14 protein-coding genes are annotated in these 21,093 nt (G+C 64.7%); 2 read left to right on the top strand and 12 right to left on the bottom strand.

What is annotated here, in order from left to right:
* Positions 1 to 281: 281 nt before the first annotated feature.
* Positions 282 to 1,082: a purine-nucleoside phosphorylase gene (locus tag IEY62_RS05850; RefSeq protein WP_018777383.1), complete on the bottom strand. Its 801-nt coding sequence runs from the start codon at positions 1,080 to 1,082 to the stop codon at positions 282 to 284.
* Positions 1,083 to 1,198: 116 nt separating this feature from the next.
* On the opposite strand from IEY62_RS05850, the gene IEY62_RS05845 reads away from it, so the two are divergent.
* On the top strand, positions 1,199 to 2,608 hold the full coding sequence (locus tag IEY62_RS05845) for an NAD(P)H-quinone dehydrogenase (protein WP_189014887.1): 1,410 nt from the start codon (positions 1,199 to 1,201) through the stop codon (positions 2,606 to 2,608).
* Between the two features lie 107 nt (positions 2,609 to 2,715).
* On the opposite strand, the gene IEY62_RS05840 is transcribed toward IEY62_RS05845, so the two are convergent.
* From IEY62_RS05840 to IEY62_RS05825, 4 genes are all read right to left on the bottom strand, one after another.
* The gene (locus IEY62_RS05840; protein WP_189014885.1) at positions 2,716 to 3,447 is read right to left on the bottom strand and encodes an MBL fold metallo-hydrolase; all 732 of its coding nucleotides are present in this window, start codon (positions 3,445 to 3,447) and stop codon (positions 2,716 to 2,718) included.
* Between the two features lie 103 nt (positions 3,448 to 3,550).
* A complete protein-coding gene (locus IEY62_RS05835; RefSeq protein ID WP_189014883.1) occupies positions 3,551 to 5,113 on the bottom strand; it encodes an FAD-dependent oxidoreductase in 1,563 nt (520 codons plus the stop codon).
* Positions 5,110 to 7,317: a molybdopterin oxidoreductase family protein gene (locus IEY62_RS05830; protein ID WP_189014881.1), complete on the bottom strand. Its 2,208-nt coding sequence runs from the start codon at positions 7,315 to 7,317 to the stop codon at positions 5,110 to 5,112. Before IEY62_RS05830 ends, IEY62_RS05835 begins: the two co-directional genes overlap by 4 nt.
* A complete protein-coding gene (locus IEY62_RS05825) occupies positions 7,318 to 8,730 on the bottom strand; it encodes an MFS transporter (protein WP_189014879.1) in 1,413 nt (470 codons plus the stop codon).
* 295 nt (positions 8,731 to 9,025) lie between these two features.
* On the opposite strand from IEY62_RS05825, the gene IEY62_RS05820 reads away from it, so the two are divergent.
* On the top strand, positions 9,026 to 10,438 hold the full coding sequence (locus tag IEY62_RS05820; protein ID WP_189014877.1) for an MFS transporter: 1,413 nt from the start codon (positions 9,026 to 9,028) through the stop codon (positions 10,436 to 10,438).
* Positions 10,439 to 10,504: 66 nt separating this feature from the next.
* On the opposite strand, the gene IEY62_RS05815 is transcribed toward IEY62_RS05820, so the two are convergent.
* From IEY62_RS05815 to IEY62_RS05785, 7 genes are all read right to left on the bottom strand, one after another.
* Positions 10,505 to 12,319 (bottom strand): acetyl/propionyl/methylcrotonyl-CoA carboxylase subunit alpha, encoded by a 1,815-nt coding sequence (locus IEY62_RS05815; protein WP_189014875.1) that lies wholly within the window; start codon positions 12,317 to 12,319, stop codon positions 10,505 to 10,507.
* 117 nt (positions 12,320 to 12,436) lie between these two features.
* A complete protein-coding gene (locus IEY62_RS05810; protein ID WP_189014873.1) occupies positions 12,437 to 13,093 on the bottom strand; it encodes a Maf family protein in 657 nt (218 codons plus the stop codon).
* Between the two features lie 186 nt (positions 13,094 to 13,279).
* Complete coding sequence (locus tag IEY62_RS05805; protein ID WP_189014871.1) at positions 13,280 to 15,679, bottom strand: MMPL family transporter; 2,400 nt, start codon at positions 15,677 to 15,679, stop codon at positions 13,280 to 13,282.
* Position 15,680: 1 nt separating this feature from the next.
* Positions 15,681 to 16,385, bottom strand: a complete 705-nt coding sequence (locus tag IEY62_RS05800) for a TetR family transcriptional regulator (RefSeq protein WP_189015692.1) — start codon at positions 16,383 to 16,385, stop codon at positions 15,681 to 15,683.
* A gap of 121 nt (positions 16,386 to 16,506) precedes the next feature.
* Entirely contained in the window at positions 16,507 to 16,950 is a 444-nt protein-coding gene (locus IEY62_RS05795) for a YbjQ family protein (RefSeq protein ID WP_189014869.1), read from the bottom strand.
* Positions 16,951 to 17,054: 104 nt separating this feature from the next.
* Entirely contained in the window at positions 17,055 to 18,488 is a 1,434-nt protein-coding gene (locus IEY62_RS05790; RefSeq protein ID WP_189014867.1) for a dicarboxylate/amino acid:cation symporter, read from the bottom strand.
* 912 nt (positions 18,489 to 19,400) lie between these two features.
* Positions 19,401 to 21,083 carry a DUF885 domain-containing protein gene (locus IEY62_RS05785; protein ID WP_189014865.1) on the bottom strand — a complete coding sequence of 561 codons (1,683 nt, stop codon included), beginning with the start codon at positions 21,081 to 21,083 and terminating at the stop codon, positions 19,401 to 19,403.
* Positions 21,084 to 21,093 lie beyond the last annotated feature (10 nt).

The raw sequence follows: 21,093 nt of genomic DNA, 5'->3' as shown, positions 1-21,093 counted from the left end.
ACAGACTCCACGCTAGACACGTGTTAGGCCGCAAATCAAAGGGTGTTTCGTGGGGCTTCCGAGCTACCCACGGGTAGATGTGCAAGCGCTTGCATTGTCAACGGGCGCGCGTGCCATACGCTGGTGTGCGGAATCAAATGTTGCGGAACAAATCTGATTTATTCTGTGAATTCACTGTGCGTTTACCTCTGGGTGACCTTGTTAGCGCGCACACCAGTGTGAAGCTTAAACAGCAATGCGTGGCCCCCGGAGCCGGTGGCCACGCATTGCTGTTCGAAGTATCAGAGCTTGGCGATGATCTCTGCAAGAAGTTTGGAGATCCGCTTGCCGGCTGCTTGGCCGGCTTCCAGGACCTCCGCGTGGCTCAGTGGGACGGGGCTGATGCCGGCAGCGAGGTTGGTGACCAGGGAGATGCCGAAGACTTCCATGCCCGCGTGGCGGCCGGCAATCGCCTCCAGGGCGGTGGACATGCCGACCAGGTCTGCTCCAATCCGCTTGGCGTATTGCACCTCGGCAGGCGTTTCGTAGTGCGGACCGGTGAACTGGGCGTACACGCCTTCCTGCAGTGAGGAATCAACCTCGCGGGCCAGCGTACGGATGCGCGAGGAGTAGAGGTCGGTGAGATCCACGAACGTGGCGCCCTCCAGCGGCGAGGTTGCAGTGAGGTTGATGTGGTCGCTGATGAGCACCGGAGTCCCCGGGGTCCAGTCCTCGTTGAGGCCGCCGCAGCCGTTGGTCAGCACCAGGGTCTTGCACCCGGCGGCTGCTGCGGTGCGTACGCCGTGCACGACGGAACGGACGCCACGGCCTTCGTAGTAATGCGTCCTAGCGCCAAGGACCAGTGCGCGCTTGCCCTCCTTGGTCAGGACGGAGCGGATGGTGCCGACGTGGCCCACCACAGCTGGCTTGTGGAAACCGGGAACCTCCGAGGCGTTCAGCGTGGCTGTCGTTTCGCCGATCAGATCGGCGGCTTCGGCCCAGCCGGATCCGAGCACCAGCGCTACGTCGTGGGACTCGACGCCGGTCTCCGCGGCTATGAAGTCCGCGGCGGCTTGTGCGGCTTCGAAAGGGTCTGTGTTCATCAGCTCAGTGTTACTCACTGGTACAAGCTACCTTGCCGGCGGCTGAATCCGGTAGGTACGGAGGTGAGGGTCGGCTGACTGGCAGCTGCGGGGGCAATGAGCGAGAATTGAGGATTGTGACCACCCAAGTTGACTTCAGTGCCCCCCGTATCGCGATCCTGGGAGGTGGTCCCGGCGGATATGAAGCTGCCATGGTAGCCGCCTCGCTCGGCGCCCACGTCACCATCATTGAGCGTGCCGGCCTCGGCGGATCCGCCGTGTTGACCGACGTCGTGCCTTCCAAGACCCTGATCGCCACCGCAGACCTCATGACCCGCGTAGGTGAGGCGGACGAGCTGGGAGTCAAGTTTGACGGCGACGGCACGGCCTCCAAGCCCCGCGCCGACCTCAAACACATCAACGACCGCGTCCTGAACCTGGCTCATGGCCAGTCCAACGACATCCGCGCCGGCCTCGAGCGCCTGGGCGTGGAGATCGTCATTGGCTCCGGCAAACTGCTGGACAACAACACCATTGAGGTCCTGACCCTCGAAGGCACCCGGACCATCGACGCCGACGCCATCCTCCTGGCTGTTGGCGCCCATCCGCGCGAACTTCCCACTGCAAAGCCCGACGGCGAGCGCATCCTCAACTGGGCCCAGATCTACAACCTGGACGAACTGCCCGAGGAACTGATCGTGGTGGGTTCGGGCGTGACCGGCGCCGAGTTCGCCTCCGCTTACAACGGCCTGGGCTCCAAGGTCACCCTGATCTCCAGCCGCGATCAGGTCCTCCCGGGGGAGGACACGGACGCGGCCAAGCTGCTGGAAGGCGTCTTCGAGCGCCGGGGAGTCCGCGTTTTGTCCAAGTCCCGCGCCAACGCGGTAGAGCGGACGGACGACGGCGTGAAGGTCACCTTGGGTGACGGTTCCGTGGTTACCGGCTCCCACTGCCTGGTATGTGTCGGATCCATCCCGAACACGGCAGGAATCGGACTTGAAGAAGCCGGCGTGACCCTGACCGAGTCCGGGCACATCAAGGTTGACGGTGTTTCCCGCACCACGGCCCCCAACATCTACGCTGCCGGCGACTGCACGGGTGTCTTCGCCCTGGCGTCCGTTGCTGCCATGCAGGGCCGCATCGCGATTGCGCATTTCATGGGCGATGGCGTAAAGCCGCTCAAGCTCAACCAGGTGGCGTCCAACATCTTCACCTCCCCGGAGATCGCCTCCGTGGGCGTTTCCGAGGCCGATCTGGCTTCGGGTAAGTACCAGGGCGATGTCGTGATGCTGTCCTTGCTCAGCAATGCCCGCGCCAAGATGCGCAATACCAAGGACGGCTTCGTCAAGATCATCGCCCGCAAGGGATCCGGCACCGTCATTGGTGGCGTGGTGGTGGGACCGAACGCTTCGGAACTGATCTTCCCGATCTCCGTTGCCGTGACCCAGAAACTGCACGTTGACGATGTCGCGAGCGCCTTCACGGTGTACCCGTCGCTGACGGGATCCATCTCGGAAGCCGCTCGCCGGCTGCACGTGCACATGTAGCTTCCAGCCCTCAGCAGCACGAGCGCCCGTTTCGGGGCTCCGCTGCGCACAATGCCGCGCGAGCGGCACACTGCGCAGCGGACCAACGAAACGGGCGTTTCTGCTTCCTAGGCTTGCAGTGCGGAGAGCGCCTCGGCCAGGGGCATGTGCAGCGCGGGGCCATGCCCGGGGAGGATCACGTTGGCTGGCAGGCTCTCCATGTGCAGGGCCGATGACAGCGCGGCTGCGGGATCGTGGTGGTACATCGTGTGCAGCATCTGTGGCCCGTGCTTGCTGCTGATCGGATGCCCGCTGACGAAGGAGTCACCCACGGCGATCGCTACAGCGTCCGGCAGCAGGATCGCTACGTTGCCAGGGGTGTGCCCGGGCAGCAGGATGGCTTCGGGTTTGCCCGGCAGGCTTTGGAGCTTCTCCACAGTCCATGGTTGAGCCTGCGTGGCCGGCTCTGCCTGAAGGGCCTTGGCTTTGATGACGTGGAGCATCCAACGGAACACCTTCGGTCGCCAAACCCGGGCCAGGACCTGGCCGGGCGTGACCTGGTGCTTTTCCTTGCCTTGGACGTGGGCGAGCTCCTCGGGGGAGCACAGGATAGGCGTGCCGAAGGTCCGTGAGAAGTAGGCAGCGGATCCTGTGTGGTCCACGTGGCCGTGCGTGATGAGCATGGCCTTGGCATCCGCAGGTTCCAGTCCGAGACCACGGATGGAGTTCAGCACCAGGTCCCGGTCAGCGGGATAACCGCCGTCGATCAGGATAAAGCCGGTGGAGTCGCGGACGATGAGCCAGTTGGACGCAGGCCCCTCAACGAAGAAGACACCGGGTGCAGGTTCGGAGATGTTCACCCGAGCAGTTTAGTTGCCCGCTTCGATGGCCCGCTGCAGATCGTGCCCCGCGCACGGCACGCGGCGCAGCGGGCCCACGAAATGGCGAACAACGGGCTGCGAGTCAGGCGGCAGCCCCTTGGAAGTGTTTTTCGATGATCCCCTTGATGTCCTCATGGCACCCTCCGCAACCTGTTCCGGCGCGGGTGGCCTTGGAGACCTCGCCCACGGTGCTGCAGCCTTCCATTACCGAACCCTCGATGCTGGCCGCACTCACACCAGCGCAGCGGCACACGGTCCGCTGGGGATCGTTGCTGGAGGCGTTGGTGTCGAGTTGGTCGGGTCCGTCCAGCCGGAGCAGCAGGGAGCGGTCCGCCGGCAGCTCCGAGGAGCGCTCGAAAAGCAACACCAGTTCTGCGGCGGTGCGGGGCATTCCTACTGCCACCAGGCCCTCCAGCACTCCGCCACGGGTGGTCATCTTGACGTACCTGCCGTGCTCGGGATCGGCCCACTGGGAGATCTGGCGGCGTGCACGTCCAGCCGTGGCACCGGCTTCCAGGGCTTCTTCATCCCAGGGATCGGCCTGGTTGTCGCCTGCCATGGCCAGGTTGATACCGCGGGCCTTGAGGACTACCACGCCGGGCTTTTCCGTGGGCACCGGTTCCAGGGAGTCCGCAGCGGTTTGGCCATCGCGGGCCAGGACCACCAAGTACTCTGCCAGCCATTTCGCCTGCCGCCAGCCCGGACCCACCAGGCCTGAAGGACCGCTCGCAGTCCGGCACTCCTTGCAGGACGGATCGGCGCAATGGACTTCTGCGCAGTCACCGATCGCGAACATGTGCGGCTCGTGGTAGGTCCGGAGATGGTGGTCCACGAGGATGCCGGACGCAACGGGTAGCCCGCAGCCCTCGGCCAGTTCGATACGGGGACGGACGCCACAGGACAACACCAGCAGATCGCCGTCGATCGCTGAACCGTCATCCAGCAGCAGGGCCGAGAATGACCCACCGGGGCCCGCAGTCTCCACCCCGGTGGAGCGGGCGTTGCCGGCCATCCGGACACCGCTGGCCCGCAGGCTGTTGGTGAGGACAGAGCCGCTGCCCCGGTCAATGCTCCGGCCCAGCGGGAAAGGACCGTTGTGGACCACGGTCGCCTTGGCGCCCTCCTCCGAGGCGGCCAGGGCGGTTTCCAGGCCCAGAACGCCGCCGCCCAGGACTACCACGCGCTTGCCGCCGGCCACGGCGGCACGGAGCACGGCCGCATCCTTGAGATCGCGCAGGGCCGTGACCCCGTCGGGCAACACGGGTCGGGAAGGATCCGGGTTCAGCCCGGTCAGATTGGGAATGACGGGGCGGGAACCGGTGGCGAACACCAACCGGTCATAGTGTTCCGTAGTGCCATCGGAGAGGACCACGTGCTGCCGGGCGCGGTCGATCCTTTTGACCTTGACGCCCAGGCGGACCTGTACGCCGTCGGCTTCCAAATCGGACGCATCAGCCATGGCCAAAGCCTCCGCTGTGGTGCGGCCGACGGCCAGTTCAGCCACCATCACCCGGTTGTACGCGGCTTCGCTTTCCTGGCCGACCACCAGTAACTGCACGAGCCCGGTACGGACGGCGGGGAGCAGCTCGTCCACCAACCGTGCGGCAACCGGCCCGAATCCAACAACAACAATACGTTCGCTCATGAGGCCTCCTTGACGTGCACAGGCAGTCGCGTCCCGGCAGGAATTGTGTACGATGCATGCTCTTGGGTAGAGACCGCGCGCCGGACCCACACCATGCTGGTCTTGAACTCCGGCATGCCGGAGATGGGATCTGTGGCCGACTCCGTCAGGCGGTTGGCATTTTCCTGGCCGGGGAAGTGGAAGGGCAGGAAAACGGTATCGGGGCGGATGGCCGTGCTCAGCTCGGCCCGGCACACGACCTCTCCCCGCTCATTGCTCACCGTGGCGTAGTCGCCGTCGGAAATTCCGCGTGCCGCCGCGGTTCCGGGGTGGATGAGCAGCCGGGCTTGCGGCTGCGCCGCCAGGAGCTCGCTGACACGCCGGGTCTGGGCGCCAGACTGGTAGTGCTCCAGGAGCCTGCCGGTGGCCAAGGCCAACGAATCGTCCGCAAAGGAACGCACAGCCCGTTTGGACGGCGTCACCGGAACCATGACTGCCCGACCATCAGCATGGGCAAAGCCGTCAGCAAAGAGCCTCGGCGTCCCCGTACTGCCCACAGGGTAGGGCCAATAGGCTGCTTCGCCGCGGTCCAGCATGGCGTAGTCGATGCCGGAGTAATCCGCTAAACCACCGGCCGAGGCCAAACGCAGCTCTTCGAAAACTGTCTCGGGGTCATCGCTGAAGGTCGAAGGAGCCTCAAACATCTCTGCAAGCCGGGCCATGAGCCACAGTTCGCTGCGGACACCGGGGGGAGGCGTCAGCGCGCGCCGGCGGCGGATCACCCTGCCCTCCAGGTTGGTCAGCGTGCCCTCTTCCTCAGCCCACTGCGTGACCGGCAAAACCAGGTCAGCCTCGGCGGCGGTCTCGGACATGAAGAAATCGCACACCACCAGGAAATCCAGGCTGCGGAGGCCCTGGGTTACGGCGTTCGTGTCGGGTGCGGAAACCACCACGTTGGCGCCGTGCACGAAAAGGCAACGGACGCCGTCGGGCTGTCCCAGCGACCTGAGAAGTTCGACGGCGGGCAGTCCCGGTCCGGGGATCAGCGACTCATCGACGCCCCAGACGTTGGCGACGTGGGCGCGTGCGGCGGGGTCGGTGATCTTGCGGTAGCCCGGGAGCTGGTCGGCCTTTTGGCCGTGCTCCCGGCCGCCTTGGCCGTTGCCTTGGCCGGTGAGGGTGCCGTAGCCGCTGCGTGCCGAGCCGGGGAGTCCAAGGAGCAGGCTGAGGTTGATGGCGGCTGTGGCGGTGTCTGTGCCGTCCACGTGTTGTTCCACGCCGCGGCCGCTAAGGATGTAGCTGCCGCCTGCGCGGGCACCCTGGGCCAGGCGTCGGGCGGTTTCGCGGATGAGGTTGGCGGGGACGCCGGTGATGGACTGGACCCGCTCCGGCCAGAAGGCGTTAAGGCTGCGCACCACGGCCGCATATCCACTGGTGCGTTCGGCGACGTATCCGGCGTCCACCAGTCCTTCGTGCACCACCACATGGCTGATCCCCAAAAGGAGCGCCAAATCGGTGCCGGGCGTCGGCTGCAAGTGGAGGCCGCCGCCGTCGGACGTAAACGCAGCAGTAGCCGAGCGACGGGGGTCCACCACGATGAGGCCGCCGGCGTCGCGGGCGCCCTGCAGGTGCTGGACGAACGGTGGCATGGTCTCGGCAACGTTGGAGCCGAGCATGAGGATGACCGATGCCGAATCGAGGTCGGTCACCGGGAAGGGGAGCCCGCGGTCCACCCCGAACGCCCGGTTGCCGGCGGCCGCGGCCGAGGACATGCAGAACCGGCCGTTGTAGTCGATGCGGGACGTGCGGAGTGCCAGGCGGGCAAACTTACCCAGCAGATACGCCTTCTCGTTGGTGAGGCCGCCGCCACCGAAGACCCCGACGGCGTCGTTTCCGTACTGCTGCTGGGTGTCCTTGACGGCTGCCGTAATGAGCATGAGCGCCTGATCCCAGGAAATCGGCTGGTGCACGCCGTCGGAGCCTTTGAGCATAGGTTCGGTGACCCGGCCGTTGTGGCGCAACAACGACGCCGATGTCCAGCCTTTGCGGCACAGCCCGCCCCGGTTTGTGGGGAAGTCGCGCCCTGAAACCTCAAGCGGGGCGGCGGGGGTGGCCGGTTCTGCGGTGGGTGCGGGCGCCGCCCCGGCCACCGAAGTGGCCGGGGTCAGCGTCATGGCGCACTGCAGCGCGCAGTAGGGGCAGTGGGTATCGGCGCCGTTGGGCATCTAGATGTGTCCGATCGTGTTGCGCTTCCGGGCGGGACGGATGTAGCAGACCCAGCACACGGTGAGCATCAGGACATAGGCTCCGACGAATCCGTAGAACGCCGGGGTGTAGGAGCCGCTGGCTGTGTTTGAGGCGTTGAGCACCTGCGGGATCACAAAGCCGCCGTAGGCGCCGATCGCGGAGATCAGGCCCAATGACGATGCGGCGAGGCGTGCTGTGGCGGCGCTGTTGGCACCGGAACGGGCTGCGCGGCTGGAGGTCGCGAAGATGACGGGGATCATGCGGTACGTTGCGCCGTTTCCGAAGCCGCTGGCCAGGAAGAGCAGCAGGAACAGGCTGAGGAAGAGCCAGAAGTTCTTCAGCGGCAGTGTCCAGATCATGGTCAGGGTAATGACGGCCATGGAGGCGAACGAAGCAATGGTCATGCGCGCCCCGCCCATGCGGTCCGCCATGCGTCCGCCGTAGGGCCGGGCCAGGGAACCAACCAGTGGGCCAAGGAAGGCCAGGGACAAGGCCACCGCACCAACGTGGATCGAGGAGAAGTCCGGGAAGTAGTCCTTGATCAGTTTGGGGAAGACGCCCGCGAAGCCGATGAACGAGCCGAACGTGCCGATGTACAGGAACGCCATGATCCACAGGTGCGGTTCCTTGAGCGCGGCCAGTGAACCGGCCACATCACCTTTGGCGCTGGTGAGGTTGTTCATGTATTTGTACGCGCCGAAGGCGGCGATGACGATCAGCGGAATCCAGATGATGCCCGCCATGGGCAGGTTGACGGTACCGGCGGCCAGCAGGGTGATGGCAATGGGGACAACAAGCTGGGCGACGGCGGCACCCAGGTTGCCGCCGGCGGCGTTCAGGCCCAGGGCCCAACCTTTTTCGCGGGCGGGGTAGAAGAAGGTGATGTTGGCCATCGAGCTGGCGAAGTTGCCGCCACCGAAGCCGGCCAGGGCGGCGATGAGGAGCATGACACCGAACGGCGTCTGCGGGTTCGATACGCAGATCGCCAGGCCGGTGGTGGGGATCAGCAGGAGCAGGGCCGAGACGATGGTCCAGTTCCGGCCACCGAACTTGGGAACCATGAAGGTGTAGGGAATGCGGAGTGTTGCGCCCACGAGGCTGGGGATGGAGATGAGCCAGAAGATCTGGTTGGAATCGAAGGTGAAACCTGCTGCGGGGAGCTGGACCACCACGATGGACCACAGCTGCCAGACGACGAAGCCGAGGAATTCGGCGAAGATGGACCAGTACAGATTCCTCTTGGCGATGGACCGGCCTTCAGCTTCCCACTGGCCCTTGTCTTCGGCATCCCAGTTGGCGATCCAGCGGCCGGGGCGGTGTTCAAGGGCGGGGGTGGCGGCAGTGGTGGCCTGGACACGGGCCAGTGCATCTGCGGTGCTATCAACAGTCACGAAAGTGCCTCCTTGGTGGGGGACGTTGTTCTTCCAAGGTAGGTTTGGCGCATTTCGCGGACGGGCGCCGTTTGTAAACGCCCTGTGACATTTCCCTATCGGCGGGGTCACCGGCGCGTGAGACGGTGGTGAGGTATTGTGGCGCAGACCACATGGTGGGACTTTCCGGGGTGTCCGCATGGTGGACTGGTTGTCCAGCCAATGGACAGCGGGAACTATTATTGAACTCTCAAATAATCCTTCGCCGGGCAAGCTCCGAGGGGCATCGGCCGGTATGAACGAAAGCTGCAACTACATGTCTTCCACAGCACCATCCAAGGAAGGCGAGTCCACTCAGCCAGTGAACTCGCGCGGACGGGTGATCTTCGCCAGTATGATCGGCACGACCATCGAGTTCTACGACTTCTATGTGTATGCAACTGCCTCCGTACTGGTCTTTCCGAAGCTCTTCTTCCCCAACGCCACGGACATCAACGCGCTGCTCAGCGCCTTTGCGATCTTCGGCGTAGCCTTCGTGGCGCGCCCTGTGGGTGCCATCGTCTTCGGACACTTCGGCGACAAGTTTGGACGCAAGGGAACCCTTGTCGCATCGCTGCTGACCATGGGCATCGCCACGTTCCTGATTGGCCTGCTGCCCACCGCGACAGTTGCCGGGTGGGCCCTCCTCGCTCCACTCCTGCTGGTGGTTCTCCGCTTCTGCCAAGGCCTGGCGCTGGGCGGCGAATGGTCAGGGGCCGCGCTGCTTGCAACAGAGAACGCGCCTGAAGGAAAGCGTGCGGTCTACGGCACCTTCCCCCAGTTGGGCGCTCCCATCGGTTTCATCATTGCCAACCTGATCTTCATCTGGATGCGTGGCACTCTCACGGATCAGCAATTCATGGACTGGGGCTGGCGCGTGCCGTTCCTGCTCAGCGCCGTGCTGGTGATCGTTGGTCTCTACGTCAGGCTCAAGCTGGTGGAGAGTGTCTCCTTCAGCAAGGTCATCGAACAGGACAAAATCCAGAAGCTGCCACTGGGCGCGACACTGAAGAATCACTGGCGCCCCGTCGTGGCAGGCACATTCATCATGTTGGCAACGTATGTGCTTTTCTACATCATGACTTCCTTCACGCTGACTTTCGGAAAGGCCCCGGCCTCACTTGAAGCAGCCAAGGCGGCCGCTGAAAAGGCCGGCAAGCCCATGACCCAGGCCCAGGTTGACTCCTTCGTTCCCGGCTTGGGCATCCCGGAGAACCAGTTCCTCTGGATGCTGATCGTCGGCGTTGTCTTCTTCGGCATCTTCACGGTGGTCTCCGGGCCGCTCGCCGAGAAGTGGGGCCGACGCAAGTTCCTGTTGGGAGTAACCGCCGGCATCTTCGTTTTCGGTGCACTTTGGTTCGCCATGTTTGGTCCGGGCCAGGCAGCGGCGATGGTTGGCCTGATCGTCGGCTTCACGCTGATGGGCCTCACTTTCGGGCCCATGGCGGCGATACTTCCGGAACTGTTCCCCGCGAATGTCCGCTACACCGGTTCGGCTGTGGCCTACAACCTCTCATCGGTCCTGGGCGCAGCTCCGGCGTCATTCATTGCCATTGCTCTCTGGCAGTTCGGTGAAGGCTCCACCGCCTGGGTAGGTGCCTACATGGCGCTCGCTGCGGTCCTGACCTTTATCGCCCTCTGGCTGAGCCGCGAAACCAAGAACACGGACTACGAGAACAACGTAGCCTAAGCACCCCAATAACGACGCCGGCCCCGCACCGAAAGGTGCGGGGCCGGCGTCGTTAAGCGTTGGTGCCTAGTCCTCGATGGTCGCGATGACCGCACCGGCGGCCACGGTTTCCCCGGCGCTGGCAGACAAGCCCCGGACGGTACCTGCCTTGTGCGCGGTGAGGGGCTGCTCCATCTTCATGGCTTCGAGAACAACAATCAGATCGCCTTCGGCCACCACATCACCTTCGGAAGCTGCCACCTTGACGATGGTGCCCTGCATGGGGGAAGTCAGCGCATCCCCACCCGCGGCAGCAGCCGCGGCGCCCGCCGAACGGGACCGCTTCTTGGACTTGCCGGACTTGGTTCCCGTTCCCGCCGAAGCGGCGGCGACGCCGGCACCCAGACCGGACGGCAGCACCACCTCAAGGCGTTTGCCACCAACCTCGACGACGACGCGCTGGCGCTCACCGGCGTCGGGCGTTCCGGCGTCTGCGCCCGCAGCGGACCATGCCGGGATGCTGTTGACGAACTCGGTTTCAATCCAGCGGGTGTGGACCGAGAAGGGGCCCTCGGTGGGAGCGAAAGCAGGGTCGGTGACCACTGCGAGGTCGAACGGGATGACGGTGGGGATACCCTCCACCACCATTTCTTCCAAGGCGCGGCGCGAACGCTGGAGGGCTTGCTCGCGGGTGGCGCCGGTGACTACCAGCTTGGACAGCATGGAGTCGAAGTTCCCGCTGATGACATCGCCCTGCTCGATGCCGGAGTCGATCCGGACGCCGGGGCCTGTCGGGTTCTTCAGCGTAGTGATGGTACCGGGAGCCGGCATGAAGTTCCGGCCCGGGTCTTCGCCGGTGATGCGGAATTCGAAGGAGTGGCCGCGGACCTCGGGGTCGTCGTAGCCGAGGGCCTCACCGCGGGCAATGCGGAACTGCTCACGGACGAGGTCGATTCCGGTGACCTCTTCGGAGACGCAGTGCTCCACCTGGAGTCGCGTGTTGACCTCGAGGAAGGAAATGGTGCCATCCTGACCCACCAGGAACTCGCACGTTCCGGCACCCAGGTAGTTGGCTTCCTTCAGGATGGCCTTGGAGGATTCGTAGAGGCGCTTGTTCTGCTCTTCGCTCAAGTACGGAGCAGGGGCTTCCTCGACGAGCTTCTGGTTGCGGCGCTGCAGCGAGCAGTCGCGGGTTGAGACAACAACCACGTTGCCGTAGGCGTCAGCCAGGCACTGGGTTTCCACGTGGCGGGGAGCATCCAGGAACCGTTCGATGAAGCATTCGCCGCGGCCGAAAGCTGCGGTGGCTTCGCGGACGGCGGATTCGTAAAGCTCGGGAATCTCCTCCATGGTGCGCGCAACCTTGATGCCGCGGCCGCCGCCGCCAAACGCAGCCTTGATGGCAATCGGAAGGCCGAATTCTTCGGCAAACTTCAGGATCTCGTCGGCGGATTCCACCGGATCAGCCGTACCGGGGACCAGGGGTGCGCCCACCTTTTCGGCAATGTGGCGGGCCTGGACCTTGTCGCCCAACGCGGAGATGGCCTCGGGGGACGGGCCGATCCAGTTGATTCCGGCGTCGATGACCTTGGCTGCGAACTCGGCGTTCTCGGCCAGGAAGCCGTAGCCGGGGTGGATGGCATCCGCGCCGGACTGCTTGGCGACGTCGATGATCTTGTCCATCACCAGGTACGACTCAGCGGCCGTGTTGCCACCCAGGGCGTACGCTTCGTCGGCGAGGCGGACGTGGAGGGCGTCGCGGTCCGGGTCTGCGTAGACGGCTACGGAGGCGATGCCTTCGTCCCGGGCGGCTCGGATGATGCGGACCGCGATTTCGCCGCGGTTGGCAATCAAGACCTTGGTAAGAGGGCTGGAAATGGGCTGCGCCGGGTTAGCTGACAAGTTGTTGACTCCTTCTGTCCTTCAGGGAGCCTAGCGCGGTTGTGAGGGTTCCGCCCATATTGATGGGGGATTCCGTGTGTGAGGCGATGTTCCTTTGTAGGGTTGCTACAAATTGCCCTAGTGGCTGTCCGCGTCCCACAGTTCGGTAATGCCCACCTTCGCATGCACCAGCAAGTCCCGGAGGGTGGAGATGGAAAGCCCGACGACGGCGTGCGGGTCCCCGTCGACCTTGCGGATGAACGCCCCACCCAAACCATCGATGGTGAACGAGCCCGCGCAGTGGAGCGGCTCACCGGTGGCGATGTACGCGTTGATTTCGTTCTCGCTCATCGAGGCGAAGTGCACCTCGGCGCTCGAGACAGCTCCCACGGTGGCACCGGTGCCTTCGGCTGCTTCGTCGTCGGTATCCACGGCGGTGTCCCGGCAGTCAACCAGCCAGTGCCCTGTGTGGAGCACGCCTTGCGAGCCGCTCATGCGCAGCATCCGCTCACGGGCAACGTCCGCGGTGTAAGGCTTGCCGTGGGATTCGCCGTCGAACTCGAACACGGAGTCGCAGCCGATCACCAGGGCACCTTCGGCCTCGGGGAGGGCGGCGACGGCTTCGGCCTTGGCCCGTGCCAGCAGGAGCGCGGTGTCGTGGGAGTCGGTCACACCGTACTTTGCCTGCACAGCGTCCTCGTCCACGTCCGAAACCAGGACCTCGTGCTTGATCCCCGCCTCGGCGAGGAGCTTGGTGCGGGCGGGGGACTGGGAGGCAAGGATCAATCGGGTCACGGTCCCCAGCCTAATATGATCCTCCCTCACATCCCGCGTGCTTCCCCGGCCCTTCTTCACGTCCCGGCCTTAAACGCCGGATGCTCCCTCAGACGCCGGATGCTCCCTTAAACGCCCGACGCTCCCTCACTGGCGTGAAGCAAGTGAGGGAGCGTCGGGGGATATGGCTTGTGATGTGGGCGAGGGTTAATGCACCAGTTCCTCGGAGCCGGCCTTCGAACGGTCGCTGCGGTTCAGCTTTGCACCCTCAACATCCACGTCCGGCAGGATCCGGCCGAGCCACTTGGGCAGCCACCAAGCCTTTTCGCCAAGCAGGTACATGATGGCCGGGACAATTGTCATGCGCACAACGAACGCGTCGATCAGCACGCCGAAGGCCATCGCGAAGCCGAGCGGACGGACCATGGTCAGGTGGCTGAAAATGAATCCGGAGAACACGCTGACCATGATGATCGCGGCTGCGGTCACCACTGCGGCGGCGTGGCTGAAGCCGGAACGGACGGCGTGCTTGGCTGACTCGCCGTGCATGAAGGACTCGCGCATTCCCGAGGTGATGAACACCTGGTAATCCATGGCCAGACCGAACAGCACGCCGATCAGGATGATGGGCAGGAAGCTCAGGACGGCACCCGGATTGGCGACGTCGAAAATTCCTCCCAGCCATCCCCACTGGTAGACGGCAACTACGGCCCCGAAGGCTGCGGCGAGCGAGAGCAGGAACCCGCCGGTAGCCAGCAACGGCACCACGATGGAACGGAACACCAGCAGCAGCAGGATCAGAGACAGACCTACCACGATCGCAAGATATGGCGGAAGGGCCGCGCCGAGCTTGGCGGAGACGTCGATGTTGCCTGCCGTCTGGCCGGTCAGGCCGATGGTCACGCCAAGGTCGTCGTGGATTGCGGTGCCTTTGGCCCGCAGATCGGATACAACCTGTACTGTTCCGGCGCTGGCCGGGCCCTCCTTCGGGATGACCTGGAAGACGGCCGTGCGGCGGTCGTCGCTGAGGGCAATCGGAACGGCCGCGACCACGTTGTCCACGCTTCGGAGCTGGTCGGCGACGTCATACTGCTTGTTCTTGGCATCATTGTCATTGAGGCCATCAGGGAATTCAGCCACAACGACGATCGGGCCGGTGACGCCTTCGCCGAAGCTGCTGCGGGTGAGGTCGTAGGCCTTGTAGGCCTGCGAATCGACGGGTTCGGACCCGCCGTCGGGCAGGGCGAGTCGCAGCTGCGAAGCGGGCAGCGCCAAGGCACCCAAAAGCACGATGCTTGCGATCAGGGAAACCCACGGGTGACGCGTCACCAAGCCACCCCAACCGCCGCTGCTGCGCTTCTCTTCAAGCTCACGGTCGGCAGCCTCGTGGCCCGGCTCGGCGTTGTGCTTGGCAGCCTTCGCCCAAGCACGCTTGGAAATGAGCCTGCGGCCGATCAGCCCCAGCACGGCCGGCGTCAGTGTCAAAGCCACGACGACGGCGACGCCAACTGTCGCGGCGGCAGCAACACCCATGACAGCCAGGAAGGGCAGCCCGGGAACGACGAGTGCCGCCAAGGCGATGATCACTGTGAGGCCGGCGAAGAGCACCGCGTTGCCGGACGTGCCCGTGGCCAGTGCTGCTGATTCTTCCCCGTCCATCCCGGCCAGCAATTGGGTGCGGTGCCGGTTCACAATGAAGAGGGAGTAATCGATGCCCACGGCGAGGCCGAGCATCAGGGCGAGCATGGGGGAAATGGAACTCATGTCGATCACGCTGGTCAGCGCGAACGTTCCGCCCACGCCCACCGCCACACCCATCAGTGCCATGATCAACGGCAGCCCGGCTGCGATAAGGGTGCCGAGCATGAGGATCAGGACGAGGGCCGCAACGGCGACGCCAACGATCTCAGCGATGCCGAAGATTTCCGAGACGTCCTCGGTGATTTCCTTGCTGGCGTAGGCGGTGACCCCTGCTGAGGAAACGCCGTGGACGATCTCCTGGACTTCTTCGCGAACAGCGGGATCGACGGCGTTAATGGAGGTCTTGAACTGGACCTGCGCAACGGCGGCCTTGTTGTCGTTGGAGACGAAACGGAGGCCTTCGGAGGCCTCAGCCTGCCGTTTGCCGGCGGCGAGTTCCGTGCGCTGAGGAGCCAATTGCGCTTCGATCTGCGCGGGGGTGAGACCTGCGGCAGCCATCTGCTGTTCAGCACCTGTGAGTTTGGCTTCACCGGCGGCGATGTCGCCGGCTGCCTTGTCCAGCTGCTCCTGCGTGGTGAACGGGTTGACCGTTGCCTGGATGTCCGGCAGGCTCTTGAGCTTCTCAAGGGCGGCGGACACGGCGTCCTTCTTGGCTTGGTCGAATCCGGCATCCCCGGCGTCGAAGACCACGCTGGCCGAGCCACCTGACGCGTCAGGCAGGGCTTCCTTGAGCTTGTCGGCCATCCGCTGCGTTTCGGTGCCCGGGATGGTGAAGTTGTTGGACATGGTGCCGTGGAACGCGGCGGCCGAGCCGCCCACTGCCACCAGGACAGCCAGCCATAAGGAGATGACCAGCCAGCGGCGGCGATACGAGAACTTGCCGAGACGGTAGAGGAACGAAGCCATGTCAGAACCGATCTGTGGTGGTTGCGGCGGAGGTGGGGACGGGATGGTGGGAAGGGCCCGACGGCGGCGCGAAGCCTGCGCCGAGGAGGCCCATCGCATCGATGAGGTGCTGGCGCAAGGTTGCCAGTGATTCGGGGGAGAGGTCCGGTCCGCATTCGGCGAACCAGACGTTCATGGCGGCTTTGCCGCAGGAGATGACCGAGCCGGCAAGTGCGTGGAGGTACAGTTCGCTGACGCCGGAACCCAGCCTGGTGCGGGCGGCGTCGATGATCTGTTCCGTGCAGTGGTCCCAGGCTTCGAGTTCGGACCGGGCCAGGGAACGGTTGTCCTGGGTGAGGCTGAACAACTCGGCCATGGGGGCAACGGACATCGGGTCGGCAAGGGCCATCAGTGCAGCCTGTGCTGATTCGAGGATGGACTCGTCCGCCGGACGCAGCCGGAACTGTTCCAAAGCATGGTCCATGAAGCCGTCCGCCACAGAGGCGAGGGCGGCTTCGAGTGTGGGGAAGTAGTTGAAGAACGTGCGCCGGGAAACGCCTGCGCTGGCGGCGATGTCCTCGACGGTGAAATTGCCGGAGCCTTGGCTTCGCAGCAGGTCCAGGGCTGCGGCCGCGATGGAGCTGCGGGTGGCTGCTTTGTTCAGTTCGCGCCGTGACGGGGTCCCGGCGCCGGAGAAGGCAGGGGGCTCTGCGGCCGGATGGTGGATATTGCTGTGGGTCACGTAATTACACTAAGTGCAAGTTTGCACTCTGCGCAATTTGAAGTGGTGATGGACGTGGAAAGTCCCGCCCTCATTCGAACGAGAGCGGGACTCCGGGGGCTTCAGATTAGAACTGCTGGGGCGGGGCCGGGGGAGCCGGCTGCTGGGGCGGGGCCGGAGGGGTGGGCTGCTGCTGCGACGCCGTCGTGGTCAGGTAGATCGACTGTCCCGTGGCGCCTGGCTCGCCTTCACCCAGCGGGAGGACGTACACGGCAGTTCCATAGGCGCAGACTTCGGTCCAGTTGGTGCCCATTTCGGAGGTGTCAAAGCGCATGGCAACAATGGCGTTGGCGCCACGCTGCTGTGCTTCGTTGACCATGCGTGCCATGACTTCCTGGCGGCTTTCATAGAGCGCCTTGGTCATTTCGGGCAGCTCGCCGCCACCCAGTGAACGGAAACCGGCAAGCATCTGGGAGCCGATATCCCGCGATCGGACGGTGAGGCCCATGACTTCGCCGAAGACGGCGTCAATGCGGTGGCCCGGAATTTCATTGGAGGTGACGATCAACATGCTCAGAGCCTATACAGCTTTGCTCGCATTAACGGGGAAATCCCCCGGGGAGAACTCCCCGGGGGATTTGCGCCGTTCAGGAATGGCCCAAAGAGCGGCAGGCGCTACGCCTTGGAACCGGCCAGTTCGCGCTCGTCGGCCTCTGCGGCAGCCTTGTCTGCTGCGTACTCGTCGGCGAACGCGGCACCGTTGCGCGGTGCGTTGTACAGTGACTCGTCCAGGATGCCCTGGCGCTTTGCCACGATCGCGGGGATCAGGGCCTGGCCTGCCACGTTGACGGCAGTGCGGCCCATGTCCAGGATGGGGTCGATGGCCAGCAGGAGGCCGACGCCGGCCAGCGGCAGTCCCAGCGTTGACAGGGTCAGCGTCAGCATGACGACGGCGCCGGTGGTGCCTGCCGTAGCAGCGGAACCGAGGACGGAGACCAGCACGATCAGCAGGTACTGGGTGAAGTCCAGGTTGATGCCGAAGAACTGCGCTACGAAGATTGCCGCGACGGCCGGGTAGATGGCTGCGCAACCGTCCATCTTGGTGGTGGCACCGAGGGGCACCGCGAAGGAAGCGTAACCGGAGGGCACACCCAGGTTCCGTTCAGTGACGCGCTGCGTGAGCGGCAGCGTGCCAATGGAGGAACGGGAGACGAACGCCAGTTGTACTGCCGGCCAAACACCGGAGAAGTACTGCTTGATGGAGAGCCCGTGAGCCCGGACCAGGATCGGGTAGAGGACGAACAGGACCAGGGCCAGGCCAATGTAGATGGCGGCCGTGAACTTGCCCAACGAACCGATGGTGTCCCAGCCGTAGATGGCAACTGCGTTGCCGATCAGGCCGATGGTGCCCAGCGGGGCGATGCGGATGATCCACCACAGGACCTTCTGGATGACCGCCAGCGCGGAAGCGTTGAAAGTCAGGAAAGCCTCAGCCTGCTTGCCCACCTTGAGGGCAGCGATACCGACGGCGATTGCGACCACCAGGATCTGGAGGACGTTGAAGTTGACGGCCGTGCTCACCGTGGTGGCGGCGTTGGCGCTTTCTGTGACGGTGGAGCTGGCGCCGAGGCCCAGGAAGTTCTTCGGGAACAGGCCGATCAGGAAGGCCCACCAGTCACCGGTCTTGCCGGCGTACTCGGCTTTCTGGGTGATGCCCGTAGCGGCACCGGGCTGCAGGAGCACTCCCAGTCCGATGCCGATCAGCACCGAGATCAGCGAGGTAATGGCGAACCACAGCAGCGTGTTCCATGCAAGGCGCGCGGCGTTGGATACCTGGCGCAGGTTGGCGATGGAGCTCACCACGGCGGTGAAAATCAAAGGAACGACGGCGGTCTGCAGCAACGAGACGTAGCTGGAGCCGATCGTCTGGAGAGTTGCGCCGAGGCCGTTGGGGGCTGCCTTGGTGCTGCCCGTGTACTTGGCGATCAGGCCGAGGACGAGGCCGATGATGAGGGCTGCGATGATCTGGACGCCGAAGGATCCGGCCCATGCGGGGAGCCGGAAGCCGGTTTTTCCAGCTGAAGGGGAAGTGTTGGTTGAGGTGCTCACCGGAACACGGTAGGTGCACGACAAATAACATAGCGAACGGACGTTGAGAAATGTTACGCCGCCTTGGACCCGCCTCGGCCGTGGTCGCCCCCGCTTTCGGTGTGGTAACGGAGTTTGATGAAGTTATTCCCGGAAACAGTGTGGTGATGATCTCTGGCCAAGGCGCACCAATTTCCGCCGATCGCACCCGTAACCACGGGTGCGCTCGGCGGGAACGGGTGCGAACCTAGCGCCGATGGGGTGCGCGCGGCGGGAACGGGTGCACCATGCACCCGAGGTTACTCGCCGCCCAGCACGGTCTTGGCCAAGGCGCACCACTTCCCCCCGATCGCACCCGTAACCACGGGTGCGCTCGGCGGGAACGGGTGCGAACCTAGCGCCGGTGGGGTGCGCGCGGCGGGAACGGGTGCACCATGCACCCGAGGTTACTCGCCGCCCAGCACGGTCTTGGCCAAGGCGCACCACTTTCCGCCGACCGCACCCGTAACCACTGGTGCGAAATGGGGGAACGGGTGCGAACCCTGCGCCGATGGGGGGGCGCGCGGCGGGAACGGGTGCACCACGCACCCGAGGTTACTCTCCGCCCAGCACGGTCTTGGCCAAGGCGCACCACTTCCCCCCGATCGCACCCGTAACCACTGGTGCGAAATGGGGGAACAGGTGCGAACCCTGCGCCGATGGGGTGCGCGCGGCGCGAACGGGTGCACCACGCACCCGAGGTTACTCGCCGCCCAGCACGGTTTTGGCCAAGGCGCACCACTTCCCCCCGATCGCACCCGTAACCACGGGTGCGCTCGGCGGGAACGGGTGCGAACCCTGCGCCGATGGGGTGCGCGCGGCGGGAACGGGTGCGGACCCGCCGCAAGTCAGCACACCGAGGACGTCCGGCCTCTGACCGGAGGCACATGAGCCTCAGCCCAGCAGCGCCCGGCGCAAGACGTCCAGGCCCACCGAGCCGATGTTCAGCGCTTTGCTGTGGAAGGACTTCAGATCGAAATCTTCCCGCGTTTCCAGTTCAGCGCGGATCTGTTCCCAGAGGCGTTGCCCCACCTTGTATGACGGTGCCTGCCCCGGCCAGCCGAGGTAGCGCGCGAATTCGAACTGCAGCTGGCCCTCGCTGATGTCGAGGTTGGCCTTGAGGAAATCGAAGCCCTTTTCGGGGGTCCACGTGCCGGTGCCCCAGCGCTCGGGGACTGGCAGTTCGAGGTGGACGCCGATGTCGAAGACTACTCGGGCTGCCCGCATACGCTGGCCATCCAGCATGCCCATGTGGTCGCCCGGGTCTTTGAGGTAGCCCAGTTCCAGCATGAGCTGCTCGGCGTAGAGCGCCCAGCCCTCGCCGTGCCCGGAGACCCAGCAGACGTTCCGGCGCCAGTTGTTGAGGAGTTCGCGGCGGTAGGTTGCAGTGGCTACCTGGAGGTGGTGGCCGGGGACTCCTTCGTGGAACACGGTGGTGGTTTCGGACCAGGTGGTGAAGGTGTCTTCGCCTGCCGGCACTGACCACCACATGCGGCCGGGCCGGGAGAAATCATCGGACGGTCCGGTGTAGTAGATGCCGCCCTCGTCGGTGGGGGCGATCATGCACTCAAGTGTTTTCATGACGTCGGGGATGTCGAAGTGGACGTCGGCCAGCTCAGTGACTGCGCGGTCGGAGAGTTCCTGCATCCAGGCCTTGAGGGCGTCGGTGCCCTTTATCTGGCGCGCGGGATCGTTGTTGAGGATGTTTTTGGCCTCTTCGATCGACGCACCCGGCTTGATCTGGCCGGCAACTTTTTCCTGCTCGCCGATGAGTCGCTCGAGTTCCTGGACGCCCCAAGCGTAGGTTTCTTCGAGATCCACTTCAGCTCCAAGGAAGGACCGGGACGCGCGGGCGTAGCGCTGACGCCCAACGGCGTCCTTCTCCGGGGCTGCAGGCAACAATTCGTCCCGGAGGAAGTCGCCCAGGCTGCTGTACGCAGAACGCGCGGCGGCAGTGCCGGCGTCGAGCTTGTCCTGGATCCCGGCGGGCAGGGGCGAGCCATCAATCGCGGCGTTGGCCGCCATTTTGGCGAAGAATCCGTCGTTGGCGGCGTAGCGGCCGGTCTGCTCGATGACGATTCGCACCTGGCGGGCGGCGGCTACTTTGCCGTTTTCCTTGGCGGCGCGAAGGGATGCAATGTAGCCCTCGACGGCCCCGGGCACATTGGCCGCCCGGCCGGCGATGTGTTCCCAGTGCTCCACCGTGTCCGTGGGCATGAGGTCGAAAATGGCCCTGATGTCCTGGGCCGGAGAGGCAATGTTGTTCAGCTCGGCTGCGTCCCAACCGGAGTCGTGGATTTCCAGGTCCAGGCCCAGCCGCTCGCGCATGGCGTCCAGGGTCACGACATCGGACTCGTCTTCCGGCTCCAGGGCGGCAAGGGCTTCCAGGGTGTCACGGGTGGCCTGCGCGTGGGCCTCTGCGCCGGCCGGGGAGTAGTCCGGGTACTCGGTTTCGTGCCCGGGCAGGCCCAGTGTCGTGGCGAAACTGGGATTGAGTTCGATCAGCTTTTCTGTGTACGCGTCAGCGACGGCATCAATGGCGGACTTCGGGCGTACGGGGGTGTTTGCAGTAGTCACCCACAGAGCC

Origin of the sequence: Paenarthrobacter histidinolovorans (genome assembly GCF_014647595.1) — a bacterium.
GTDB classification, from domain to species: Bacteria; Actinomycetota; Actinomycetes; order Actinomycetales; family Micrococcaceae; genus Arthrobacter; species Arthrobacter histidinolovorans.
This window is presented reverse-complemented; position numbering and strand designations above follow the sequence as displayed.